Genomic DNA, 12,882 nt, shown 5'->3' on the forward strand with positions numbered 1-12,882 from the left:
GGAAAAATTGCGAAAGAAAACTACATACAAGCCTGAATATGGTGGTTCTTGCTTTTATTGCTCTACTTTTGAAAAGATTTTAAACAGGCTCTTAGAAGAGATACCGAAACTAACAGATGTTTTGAAATATAGGATTAACGACAAGTTTCAAGTCGTTGACTTCAACCCCATTAAGCTAGCCGTTTGAATTGGCACTACTATATCCTATTTTTCGGTTAAAGCTAAAAAATTTTTAGCTATGTCAAAAAAAAATAATAATGATTATACATTTTTTGTCTAAATAAAATTTTAAGTTTGTTTAAAGAAGTTTTAAGCCATGCAAAAATACCTCTTATTTTGCTATATTTAATCACATGCTAGTCTTAGGAATAGAAACCAGTTGTGATGAAACAGCTTGCGCTATTGTGCGTAATGGGAGTGAAATTTTAGCCAATGTTATCTATTCCCAAATAGAGTTACATAGGCCCTACGGTGGCGTATTCCCTGAACTCGCCTGTCGCCGGCATGTAGATGTAATCATTCCTGTTATTGAGCAAGCGTTAGCCCAAGCAAAATTACATCCCTCCTCTCTTCAGGGAATTGCTGTTACTAGAGGCCCCGGGTTGATTGGCGCCTTGCTTATTGGTCTTAACTCTGCTAAAGCGCTTTCTCTTGCTTGGAAAATACCTTTTGTAGGGGTCAATCATGTAGAAGCTCACCTTTATGCTGCTATGATGCCCCCTAATATCTCTCCTCCTTTCCCTAGCCTAGGGCTTGTCATTTCAGGTGGACATACCTTTATGGTAAAAATTGAAGCAATTGGTTCTTATCGGTTTATAGGGACAACCCAAGATGATGCTATCGGAGAGGCCTTTGATAAAGTAGCTCAAATGCTTTCCCTTCCCTATCCTGGGGGACCCTCTATTGAGGCTTTAGCTAAAACAGGAAATCCCAAAGCCTTTGCTTTTAAACCTTGCCGTATTAAAGGATCCCCTTGGGATTTTTCTTTTTCTGGGCTTAAAACAAGCGTTCTTTATGCTATTAAAGGACAAAACCCTGCAAAAATCTCTCCCTTAATTATTTCTGAGGCTCAAAAAAAAGATGTAGCCGCTTCTTTTCAAGAAACAGCACTTAATGATGTCGTGCAAAAAGCTATACAAGCAGCGGATGCTTTTCATTGCAAAGCTATTGTATGCGGAGGAGGAGTTACTAATAATCAAAGGTTTAGAGATATTTTTCATGAAAAGAACTGTGCTTTTCCCCTCTTTTTTCCCTCTAAAGAACTTACATTGGATAATGCTGCCATGATTGCGGGTTTAGGCTACCACCATTTCCTTAACAAACAAGCAGATGATTTATCGCTTGAACCTATGATTCGCATCCCTCTTTGGAAAAACCTTATCTAATAATTCTTAATATAAGATTAATAATTTAAGTTAATTAAATCTAAACAATTATAAGATAAAATGGTATAATAAAACCGCTGGTTTATTTTTAATAAACAATAAAAATAATATGAGTTTAGAACTACCTTTATATCTTTATCGTAATTTAAATCAAGCCCCAGGCTTAGCTCTTAACGCAGTAGCCTCCTACACTCAGGGTATTGGTTATTTAAAAACAAAAACAGCTCATTTTTTAAACACTTGTAATAATCAACTGCAAAATACCTTTAATGTGGTTTATCCCATCTTGCGCCATCCCAGAAGTTCAACCGTTTCTGCTGTTTTGTTCTCTACAAAATACATGGCAAATTTGACAGGTATGGAATATATTTATCAAAAAAGTTGCTATCTTCTTTCTAGAAGAGCTGAGCAAATAGCCTTCGTGGAAAATCAGCTTTTAGTAAAACTTAAAAAACTTTCTAAGTATTGCAAGCAACTAAATACAAGACACATACCTTGGCAAGAAATTCCAAAATTACAAGCTCTTGAAACACTTAAAGAAGAATTAGTAAATAGACTAGACAATCCTAGTAGAGAAAAAATTGCAGAGGCTATATCTTATTGCGATGAGATACATACATTAGTAACATTACATCGCTCTATAAGCACAGAAGATTTAATTTCGGAAGAAATACGCGCTATAGAAGAAAATACTGCTATCGATACCATCTTCTCTGCGGTTGAAGAGAACATGGGAGAAGTACTTGGTAGTTACACCCCTTCGCTATTAAATGCTATTCCTGAATCGTATAATCCCCTTGCTTTAGCAAGCAGCTCTTTAATAACCTCATTGAAAAAAATCTTAATGATTGTGGGCAATTCCTTTGCCTTAACCGTAACATCTAGCAATTACTTTGTATCGTCTAATGCGCAAAAGACGCTACTACAACTGTGTTCCCTATCAGGGATATCAGTTATTGGTCTATATTACCAAGAGCAAATTGAAGAGACTGCAAAAGAAGTTTTAAAATTTTTTTTTGAAATCATTTTTGCTTATGCAGGGATGCTGCTTTTTAAAACCGATGAATCTTTTAAAGATTATTTTCATAAAATTATTCCCGCAATAGCTGCATCCAAAGCTACTGAATATTATTTAGATGCTACAGAAAACTCTACAATTATATCCTTTGCTCTTCCCCTTATTGTATCCTCTTTAGTGTATAATCAAGCCTCCATCCGAGAAAGCTGTCAGCGGTTTAAGATATTAACTATTCATTTTGTGAACGGAGAAGCAAAAAGACAGCTGCTACAACGGGTTGCTTCTTTAATTACAGCTCATGTAATTCATCGTATTTCTTCGGGGTTTACTGGATTAGTGCTAAAGAGAACTATCCAACAAATTTGCCCCTCAGAACTTGGAGTGTTAGCATATGCTGTTCTATTGATGAACTCTCATATAAGCAATCAATCATTAAATACTATATTTACCCCTCTATTTCTTCCTGTGATTAATCAGTTGCTAGCTCAACCAGTAGAGCAACAGGTACTGCAAGCCTTAAATTTCTTCTTTGACAAATCTCTTATTAAAGAATACCTTACCATTCTACAACAAGATGACATGCAAGAGCTTATTCTAAGGATACAGAAAAAGCTCAGTGAACTAGATCCAGAAATAGAAGAACTAAAGAATCAATTCTTAAAAGAAGTTTTTTTTAAAAAAACAGGAATACCCCTACCTTTAAATAATTCCACACTAGATTTATTAAAAAAATCTTTTGGAGCGGATATCCAAGCTAGTTTATTTATATCTTTTAAAGATGCCCCTCTTGCTATCAGGATGTTATGGAACAGTTATTCTTATCACAAAAAAGTAGATCAGACTTTAACACTAGAACTTCTATTACAAGGCCTTATTGTAACCGGTTTAGCTGACCTAGTGCCAGAATCTAATACCGCTGAGTTACTTTCTTTTTCTTATGTAAAAACGGCTCATCTTGGAATAAACCTTGTTCTATAACTTTTTAATTTTTAGTCTACAGAAAATCTCTACCTATTTTTCTTGTTGATTAATAAGTGCTTGCTTTAAAATGAGTTGTTAAAAAAAGAGGTATAGTATGGCTAAAACAGCTCGAGAAACCATTAAAATGAAAAGCACAGAAAGCAACGAATGCTATTGGACTACCATAAATAAGCGCACTTCTACAGGACGTAAAGAACTAAAAAAATACGATAAGACACGGAGAAAGCACGTGATTTTTAAACAAGCAAAGTAATTTTTTAATCTATGGGTATTAATGTTTGAGCTAAAAATTGCTTTCAAATACTTAATACCCCGTAAAAAACACCTATCCTCCGCACTCATTTCCCTTTTATCCATTTTTGTTCTTTCTTTAGTCGTTTGGTTAATTGTGGTTTTTTTATCGATAACCGATGGTATTGAAAATAATTGGAAAGCAAAATTAACCACTGTTCACTCCGCTATAAAAATCAATCCTACCGATGCCTATTTTTCTTCTTATTATTATCAGGTAGATGCCTTAGCTCATAAGTCTCAATATTGCCATAAAACAATTAGGGAAAAAGTTCTTTCTTCAAAGACAGATCCCTATGACGAAAACTATGATCAAGAGCTTCCTTTACACTTTAAAGAAAAGGAACAAACAAAAGATTTAGCCAAAGAGCTCTATGCTATTTTGGGAAGAATAGAGAATACGCACAAGATCACCTATCAGGATTTTGAATTAAGTGGAGCTATGCTACGCCTGCAAATGATTAGAAAAAAGCCAAAAGAACAGGCAACTCAGAGCTATTTAACTCAAGCTTCTTATTTAAGTTCTTTTCCTGAAAAAAACCCTTTCTTAGATACGTTGATTGTTCCTTTAAAAACCGATGAGCTCACTCGCTTATTCTCTCAATCCCAAATCAATGATGCTCTACACGTAATTGCTATTAAGTCTCTTAAACCAAAGTATAGTTGGGAAATTCCCATAAGCATGATTCCTGAGCAGGTATCTTTGCCAGCGCAGGCATCTATTTCAGATCTCTCTTATGTTCTGCTAACAGAAAATGAAGGGGCTTTTCCTGATTTCCAAAAAGGGATGATAAAAAAAATACAACAAGAAGTCTACTTTATTAAAAAAAACAAATCCTCCTATTTGATAGATAAGCCTATTTTTCTAGAAAAATCTTGTTTGTTCCATGTAGTAAAAATAGAAGCGACTCCTCAAGCAAAGACTTTAAAAGATCTATTTTTTACTATTGAAATCCCCTTTAAAAACTACCTATTACGAGGCAAGGTATCTGGTGATGGATTAGAAGTTGCAGAAGGCAGATGGTGTAAACCTTCTGTTGTTTTAGGCCAAGAGACCGGAGTATTTTTAGCTAAGAGTTTTCAAGATCAAGGGGTACAAGTAGCTGATCGTGGCTATTTATCTTATTCTAGTTTAAGCATGAGCTCTGTTCAAGAACAAAGATTACCTATTTTTGTAGCAGGATTTTATGATCCAGGACCTCTATTTTCTGGCTATAAAAGCATTTTAGTTCCCCCTCGTATCACTCAAACAATTAACGCTTCCAATGCCTCTTTTCACTTAAATAAAACAGAATCAAATGGAGTGCTTATTTGGGTTGATAACCTTACAGATACCGATTTCATTAAAAAGGAATTAGAAAAGCAACTAGAAGAAGAAGGGATAGCTGCTTATTGGAAAATAACTCCTTTTACAGAATATGATTTCGCAAAAGATATGCTGCAGCAGTTTGCAAGCGATCGCTATTTATTTACTTTAGTGGGAGTGATTATCTTAATGGTAGCTTGCTGTAATATCGTTTCGCAACTTGTGATTTTAGTTGATAACAAAAAAAAGGAAATTGGCATTTTATTAGCTATGGGGGCTAGTAAAAAAAGCATTCTTTTCATTTTTGGATTCTGCGGGATGATCATGGGATTAATGAGTAGCTGTATTGGAATTGCAGCCGGGCTATTTACATTAAGACATCTAGATCTTGTTATTTCTACTTTAAGTCTTTTACAAGGACAAGCGTTACTAAATCCTGTTTTTTTTGGACAAACAATCCCTTCTGCATTTAGTTCTCAAGCTATCCAATTTGTATTCATTGCAACTCCTATTTTATCTTTATTTGCAGCTCTTGCCCCTGCTATAAAAACATGCTACCTAAATGTAAGTGCTATCTTGAGGTCTGAATAATGACTATTTTACTAGCTAAGAATTTGAAAAAATCTTTTTCTTATCCTTGTCAAACAGAATTACTAAAAGGAATTGATTTAACTATTAATCATCAAGAGTCTTTAGCAATTGTAGGGAAGTCTGGAGCTGGAAAAAGCACTCTATTGCATATTTTAGGTACATTAGATACCCCATCTGAAGGTGAACTAATCATCAGTGGCGTAGCTACAAAAGAAGAAAGCTGTTATGCAATACGTAAAAAAAAGCTAGGATTTGTTTTTCAATCCCAATATCTTTTAGAAAATTATAGCGTAATTGATAATGTGATTATGCCAGCAAAAATTGCACGTATGCGTTTTAATAAACAAGAACTTGGGTTACGTTTATTATCTGCTGTTGAGCTGCAAAAACATGCTCATCTACCTGTTAAATTTCTCTCTGGTGGAGAAAAGCAAAGACTTGCTATTGCGCGTGCTTTATGCAACAATCCCGATCTTATTTTAGCAGATGAGCCAACCGGAAGCCTGGATTCCTTTCATGCAGAAATAGTTTATGACATGCTTCTTCGTCTGGTTAAAAAACAAGGCAAAAGTATAATTATTGTAACTCATGATCTAAAAGCCGCAAATTTATGTGATAGAGTGCTCATTTTAAAAGATGGCTTTTTATCCGAAGTTACAAATAAAATAAATTTATAAAAAGACTAAGAAAATATGGACATTGCAATTATTGGCGCTGGGTATGTTGGTCTGGTAACAGCAGCTTGCTTTGCTGAAATGGGACATCATGTCATTTGCTTAGATATTAATAAGCAAAAAATTCAAAATTTACAAAAAGGCATAATCCCTATTTATGAGCCTGGCCTAAAAGAGTTGATTGAACGCAATGTAGAAGACGGACGCTTAAGCTTTACTACAGATTATCAGTTAGCTACTGCAATCTCTCAAGTTTGTTTTATCGCCGTAGCAACCCCTTCTAAAGCAGATGGTAGCTGTGATCTCTCCTATGTTTTTTCAGCGGCCACTTCTATAGCTGAGCATATGAAGCACCAACTCCTCATTGTCAATAAATCAACAATACCTGTAGGCACTGCCTCTTTGGTCAAGCAACATATTGCACAAATTCTCAAAGAAAGAAATGCACTCATCGGTTTTGATGTCGTTTCTAATCCTGAGTTCTTAAAAGAGGGTAATGCAATCAATGACTGCATGAAGCCCGATCGTATTATTATTGGGGTTGATAATCTCGACAGCGCTAAAATCATGCGAGAGATTTACTCTGCTTTTACTATCAACCACGATCGAATCTTAGTTATGGCACCTTCTTCTGCAGAACTGGCAAAATATGCAGCAAATGCCATGCTTGCTTTGCGAATCTCTTTTATGAATGAACTCTCTAGCTTATGTGAAAAAACAGGTGCTAATATTAATGATATACGCATAGCCATTGGTGCAGATCAAAGAATTGGTTACCATTTCTTATACGCTGGAATAGGTTATGGGGGGTCTTGTTTTCCAAAAGATATTAGGGCTCTTTGCGCTACGGCAGAAACATATGATTTAGATCTATCATTAATGCGAGCTACCGAAAATGTGAATACACAGCAAAAAAAAGTACTTGCAGATAAAATTTGTCGTTATTTTAGCCAGTTTAACGGGATTTTTAATAAAACCATTGCAATCTGGGGGCTTTCCTTTAAACCTCACACAGATGATATTCGAGAATCCCCTGCACTTTCTCTCATTGAAACTTTACTCTCGCAAGGAGCTAATTTACGCCTGTTTGATCCTGTAGCTATGCCAGCTATGCGTGAGCGTTTAGGCCCTTGCCATCAAGTAACTTTTTGCAAGGATGAATATGAAACTGTGCAAGGAGCTGATGCCATCGTGCTTGCTACAGAATGGCGACAGTTTCGTTACATTGATTTTACTAAAATCATTCCTTTTTTGCGTCATCTAGCTTTCTTTGATGGACGCAATCAATATCAACCAAAAGAAATGGAAAAATTAGGTTTTGCTTATTTTGGAATTGGCATACCAACAGATTACTCCCATAAGCAACCAAACACTCAGAAAATAAATGAGAAAAATATCATTTCTATCTCAAGCACAAACCGAACTTGAAGAAGCATTAGAAAAACTAGTTAGCCCTAAGCTAACTACAACATATGCATCTCTTTTTTCTTCTGCACGCTATTCTCTTTTAGCCCCTGCTAAGCGCTTACGTCCTCTATTATTAATAGCAGCAGCATCTACTTTCAAGGTTCCCCTTTCTCAAACGATCCTGCCCGCTTGTGCTATTGAGTTCATACATACCTATTCTCTTATTCATGATGATTTGCCGTGTATTGATAATGATGATATGCGAAGAGGAAAACCCACACTACATAAAGCATACCCAGAGTGGCAAGCCTTGATTACAGGAGATTATCTACTTACCTATGCCTTTGAGATCCTTTCCTCTCTTCCTTCTTATTGCACTGAGCAAAAGCTGAACTTAGTCCAACTCTTTGCAAAAAGATCAGGCGCGGATGGATTAATTGGAGGGCAAGTAATCGATCTGTTGATAGATAGAAAAAATATTTCATGGTCGATCTTGCAACAAATGCATCAAGGAAAAACAGCAGCTTTAATTTCCGCTGCTCTCGAAGCTGGAGGTATCCTTGGCAAAGCTTCTGATCGAGATATGCAACTTTTATACAATTGTGGGCAAAAAATTGGACTTGGATTTCAAATAGTTGATGATTTACTCGATATAGAAGAAGAAAATAAAACCACAGCGGTTACTCTCTTAGGTAAAATTCAAGCTAAACAACTCGCAGAAAATCTGCTTAAGGAAGCGCTAGAGCAGCTTGATCAATTAAGCTGTCCAGCTCCTCTAATCCAAGAGCTTTTACATAAGATGATTCATCGGCGTGTATAATTTAAGGCTCTTTAATAATTACAAAGCTTGTTTTCTCTTTCCGACCACTGCTTTTTCTGACCTCGCCAACTAATTTTTTTTAAAACTATTTCAAGAATACTCTTAGAATTTTTATCATCTTTTTTATTCCAAAGAGGGAAATAATAATCACATCATTCCCATTTAGGATATTCTATGGGTAACATACGCCACTGGCAACCACTTTTTAAAATGTACAAAATTCCACAAAAAATATCCTATAGATCAACTATTCGTGGACGTGTTTTTTTGCGTGTAGACTCAAGTATTAGATGGATTTTGCTAAATTGGTTACGAGAAATATCGCTTGGATAAGAGTGGGTCATAATTACCTCCAAAGATTTTATGAAAACTATCTTTATGCCTTATTGAAAAGATTTTAAACAGGCTCTAAGCAAAAACCCTCTTGCGTGTTGTTTAAAGAACATTTATAGATTTTTTAAACTTTATATTAAAATAATTCTTTGTTATCATGCATTATCTTTTTAATTGAGTACTCAATAAGCATGGCTTTTTTTAAAGCAACCAAGGAAGTATAAAAAATGACAATCTCTAGGATTTTCAGCAGTTTTTATAATTTATATTCACAAGCAGAAGCACCTGTAGAAGTAGCAAAGATCCAGGTGCCAATACAAGAAGAAGTTCCAAAGGAAGGCAAAGTTCACACCTGGAACTTAGTAAACGGAGATAATGCACATCTCATGTGCAATAATGGTAAACTTGAATGCCATTTTATAACTAGCAATGGTGCTATTACTATAAATGATATTGATCCTCCTGCTTCTTTTACCCAGGAGCAAGCAATTCATTTTTTATTAGAATTATGCCCTAGCCTTTCAGAAAGCAATTGTATTCAATTCATAGAATATGGAGAAGAAATCCACACTTGGCATTTAAAGGATGGTCGTAAAGCTCACCTTACCCGCCGTAATGACCAACTGGAGTGTTACATTATAAATGATAAAGAAACCATCATAAGCCAAATTGATCCGCCTGATTGGCTTACTCCAGAAGAAGCAATTAATCGTTTATTAGAAATGTATCCTATTCTTCACGAAGATAACTCTGTTAAATTTATAGAGAACCAAGAAGAGCTGCATACTTGGGAAGTAAAGTATGGTAATCCTGTTACTCTTTTTCGTGTGGGTGAAGAAGTAGGATATAGAACAGTATATGGAGAAAATGAAGTTACAAGAACCTTTTCAATGCCGGATAAATTATCTTTATTCGAAGGAATAGAATGGATAAAAAAAAGATATCCTCATGTTTACCCTATCAAAGAAAATGGAGAGAAAAGCTGTAATGTCAAATTTAAAGAAAAAATAATAGAACAAAAGAGCTCTCTGGATGAAAAGATTCTTTTAGATATGAATCACTGGTGTATCACCTTAATGAATGCCGATAACAGCAATGAGTGTCCTTGTAGCTGGATGGGACATGCATCGCTTATTATTGAGACAGTTGAAGAGGAAGGATATTTTATTAGAATTGCGCACCTTATAAAAACAGCAGGAAAAGCCGATATTATTTTTTCTGAAGTTCCTCGAAAAAAACTAGTAGATTGGGCAAGAGAAGTTTCAAAAAGTCAAACTTGGAGTAGGCCTAAGGAACATCTTCAGGATATGATAGATCAAATCTATAGAGAAATTATTGCTCAAAGAAATAAAGATCCATTAGTGTTTTTTAGACTGGATGCTGGTAGATTAGAAGAGCTGTGGGCTACATTTGTAAGAGCACGGCAAGAAAACCGACCATTTGGAATAGAAGAAATTCTTCGCCAAAGAGAGGTTGTCCGTTATGTTATGGGCATGGAAGGAAGAGCCTTCTATAATTGTATAGAATATTCCCGTAGGAACTTATCCTTAGCAGGAATAGAAATACCTGTACCGCAAAGAGGCTTACTCAGCAATATCGTTTTACCAACACCAGTTCTTTATGTGGGATCTAGGCTTAAAGCAGTAATCCAAGAGGTGAGTTTAGCTACTTTATGGGTTGGAGGACCTGTAGGAACGTATGCGCTGCTAGGGCATCTTTTTCCTTTAGCGTCAAACCTTGATCTTATTAGAGAAGTTGCCTTACCTGCTCTAGTCGAGCTTGCTTTCGCATATAATAGAGAACAAGATAATCAACAAATACAAGAGTAAAAAAAATATGACCATAAGTTTACAAGCTGCATTACACAATATTCAAACCTATCAAGAACTATTGCCTATCGCTAAAAATCTTCATGCAAGACTTTCACCTTGGGGCTATCAATACATTACCATTACCGATCAAGCATCGATGCAGGGCACGATTTCCATTGGTGCTGTCGTAGAAAAAACCATGCAGATTAGACAAAAAATGGAACAAAACGCCATTAAGTTCACGCCAGAAGAAAAGCATGCTGTTACTTTATTATCTAAGGAGGTTTCTCGTTTATATGGGGAAGATAAAGCTAATTGTGAACAAGCAGATACATTAACAACTACATATAGATTTGTTATAAGTACGATTTTTTGGATGAACCATCAGTCTAAATGGCCTTCTTATGAAAAGCAATTGCAACAACCTTTATCGATAAAGGTGACAACCGCAATAGATAAAGCCCAAAACTATCAGGAACTATTAGCTGTTACTGAGCATCTAGATGCAGGTCTTACTTGGTGGGGATTTCAACATGCTTATGATGAAAGAATTCCTCCATCAGCTAATCAAGAAGCGGTCTATACCGGAATGATTACAATTGGTTCTATGGCAGAAAAAGCCATAAAAATTCGAGAAAAAATGAAACAAAATGGCATAGGTTTTAACACAGATGAAAAAGAAAGTGTTCTTTTGTTTTGCAGGAAGATTTTTCTTATATATGAAAAAGACAAAAACAATTGCGATCAAGCTAATAGATTCACGACAGTATGTAGATTGGTTATGAAAGTGCTTTTTTGGATGAGCCATCAGTCTAAATGGGGGAGACTTTATGAGGTAGCGCAAAAAGAAGATTCAATAACCTATCCAGAAGAATTATCAAAAGACTTACCCGGATCTGTATACGAAAGGCCTATTAATTTACCAAAAGAAAAAAAGTTTGAATATACGCAGTGGTATCCATATGATAACTATCAATTAAAAACCGCATTACATAATATTCAAACTTAACAATGCAATTACTATGCATTAAAGATCACGGGGTCTCTTGAGTGTAATAGACAAGACTTAAATTGACACTTAGTGGTAAATAGCAAAGAAAAACAGCTTTTGCAACTAAGGCATCATGCCTTGGTTGCAAAAGCAGAACTAAAGAGGTAATTTATGAAGGCCCTTTCAACCTCGAAGTGCACAAAAAAGAACATATAAATACTTGAAAAAACATCTATTGTGCACCCGAGCATAGCATGTTTGTAGATAATCTCCTAAACACTTCTAGTGGAGTTTCGAAGTTGAGAGCCTTTCTAGGTCTGTTATTTAGTATAAGTTTCCACCCTTTCCATATCCTTGGAAGTCGTATCTAAAAAGCTTTGTGTTTTAGGAAAATATTGCCTAACTAGTCCGTTTGTATGCTCATTTAAGCCTCTTTCCCAAGAATGGTAGGGCGTTGCAAAGTAGAAGTCTGTCTCTAGCTCGAAACTAACCATTTGGTGATAGGCAAATTCTTTTCCGTTGTCTGCTGTTAATGTGTGTACAAAATCTTTGATAGGTTTAAGTTGTTCAATTAACGCTTGACTTACTTCCTCTGCAGTTTTATGAGAAACTTTGGCGAGCTTAATTTAGCTTGGAAGTTCTTTCTACCATTGATACAATTACGCCTTTATGTCCTGCCCCTATGACTGTATCTAGTTCCCAGTCTCCTAAACGAGTCCTTTTTTCTACAATACTTTGCCTCGACCTAGCTACTTACTAATAGACACTATTTATGCCTCAATCACATGCAATTTGTGCCTCTTCCTAACCACTTCAAAAGCTTTAACAGCTCCTTCCTCACAATGAAATTCCTGATTTTCAAAATGCCACAGAACTTGCTTTAGCTTCTTCTCTAAAGTTTTCTTCTCTCACAAATATGCTTGTTCTGAAAACACCAACAGCCATCTTTGCTCAATTCCTCCATACAAAGACTTAAAGCCTGAGGTTTTGTATCCTTTTTCTCGGTTCTCCCAAACGATTTCTTCCTCTGTTTTTTCTATTAGTCTTCTTGCTTCAGTAATTGTTTCGCGGACGCATGTAACCCATATGTAGTCATTATTTTTCAATAACTTGTCTTTCGTATACAAAGCAGAATCTGCAACCCATTTAAAAAAATTTTCCACATCTATTAGATCAGTTATAGTTATTTAAAATATTATTGATAAAGTTGTATATTTTTCTCCAACAAAATATATGGAGGTAGAGAAATGCCTAAACCTTATTCAATGGATCTA

12 protein-coding genes and 1 pseudogene are annotated in these 12,882 nt (G+C 35.5%); 10 read left to right on the plus strand and 3 right to left on the minus strand.

Annotated elements, in window-relative coordinates; all coding sequences use genetic code 11:
* The 8 genes from RHOW815_RS03545 to RHOW815_RS03580 all read left to right on the plus strand — a co-directional run.
* A partial coding sequence (locus RHOW815_RS03545; RefSeq protein ID WP_215216973.1) for a hypothetical protein occupies window positions 1-187 on the plus strand: 187 nt, incomplete at its 5' end.
* 166 nt (window positions 188-353) lie between these two features.
* Complete coding sequence (gene tsaD / locus RHOW815_RS03550; protein WP_215216974.1) at window positions 354-1,385, plus strand: tRNA (adenosine(37)-N6)-threonylcarbamoyltransferase complex transferase subunit TsaD; 1,032 nt, start codon at window positions 354-356, stop codon at window positions 1,383-1,385.
* A 109-nt stretch (window positions 1,386-1,494) separates the two neighbouring features.
* Entirely contained in the window at window positions 1,495-3,381 is a 1,887-nt protein-coding gene (locus RHOW815_RS03555; RefSeq protein WP_215216975.1) for a hypothetical protein, read from the plus strand.
* A 97-nt stretch (window positions 3,382-3,478) separates the two neighbouring features.
* Window positions 3,479-3,637, plus strand: coding sequence for a 50S ribosomal protein L33 (rpmG, locus tag RHOW815_RS03560; protein ID WP_215216976.1), 159 nt, complete (start codon window positions 3,479-3,481; stop codon window positions 3,635-3,637).
* Window positions 3,638-3,658: 21 nt separating this feature from the next.
* On the plus strand, window positions 3,659-5,572 hold the full coding sequence (locus RHOW815_RS03565) for an ABC transporter permease (protein ID WP_215216977.1): 1,914 nt from the start codon (window positions 3,659-3,661) through the stop codon (window positions 5,570-5,572).
* Window positions 5,572-6,249, plus strand: coding sequence for an ABC transporter ATP-binding protein (locus tag RHOW815_RS03570; RefSeq protein ID WP_215216978.1), 678 nt, complete (start codon window positions 5,572-5,574; stop codon window positions 6,247-6,249). The genes RHOW815_RS03565 and RHOW815_RS03570 overlap by 1 nt, the downstream gene beginning before the upstream one ends.
* Before the next feature lie 15 nt (window positions 6,250-6,264).
* Window positions 6,265-7,674 (plus strand): UDP-glucose dehydrogenase family protein, encoded by a 1,410-nt coding sequence (locus RHOW815_RS03575; protein ID WP_215216979.1) that lies wholly within the window; start codon window positions 6,265-6,267, stop codon window positions 7,672-7,674.
* On the plus strand, window positions 7,631-8,473 hold the full coding sequence (locus tag RHOW815_RS03580) for a polyprenyl synthetase family protein (RefSeq protein WP_215216980.1): 843 nt from the start codon (window positions 7,631-7,633) through the stop codon (window positions 8,471-8,473). Before RHOW815_RS03575 ends, RHOW815_RS03580 begins: the two co-directional genes overlap by 44 nt.
* Before the next feature lie 152 nt (window positions 8,474-8,625).
* Here RHOW815_RS03580 and RHOW815_RS09020 read toward each other — a convergent pair whose 3' ends face one another.
* On the minus strand, window positions 8,626-8,706 hold the full coding sequence (locus tag RHOW815_RS09020; RefSeq protein ID WP_215216984.1) for a transposase: 81 nt from the start codon (window positions 8,704-8,706) through the stop codon (window positions 8,626-8,628).
* Between the two features lie 327 nt (window positions 8,707-9,033).
* On the opposite strand from RHOW815_RS09020, the gene RHOW815_RS03590 reads away from it, so the two are divergent.
* Window positions 9,034-10,635 (plus strand): hypothetical protein, encoded by a 1,602-nt coding sequence (locus RHOW815_RS03590; RefSeq protein ID WP_215216981.1) that lies wholly within the window; start codon window positions 9,034-9,036, stop codon window positions 10,633-10,635.
* 7 nt (window positions 10,636-10,642) lie between these two features.
* On the plus strand, window positions 10,643-11,626 hold the full coding sequence (locus RHOW815_RS03595) for a hypothetical protein (RefSeq protein ID WP_215216982.1): 984 nt from the start codon (window positions 10,643-10,645) through the stop codon (window positions 11,624-11,626).
* Window positions 11,627-11,840: 214 nt separating this feature from the next.
* Here RHOW815_RS03595 and RHOW815_RS09305 read toward each other — a convergent pair.
* Both RHOW815_RS09305 and RHOW815_RS03605 read right to left on the minus strand, forming a co-directional pair.
* A pseudogene (locus tag RHOW815_RS09305) lies at window positions 11,841-12,349 on the minus strand (IS30 family transposase); the annotation flags it as partial.
* Between the two features lie 167 nt (window positions 12,350-12,516).
* Complete coding sequence (locus RHOW815_RS03605) at window positions 12,517-12,771, minus strand: hypothetical protein (RefSeq protein ID WP_215216983.1); 255 nt, start codon at window positions 12,769-12,771, stop codon at window positions 12,517-12,519.
* Between the last annotated feature and the right edge of the window lie 111 nt (window positions 12,772-12,882).

The sequence above is a fragment of the Candidatus Rhabdochlamydia sp. W815 genome (assembly GCF_018642185.1).
Taxonomy (GTDB): domain Bacteria; phylum Chlamydiota; class Chlamydiia; order Chlamydiales; family Rhabdochlamydiaceae; genus Rhabdochlamydia; species Rhabdochlamydia oedothoracis.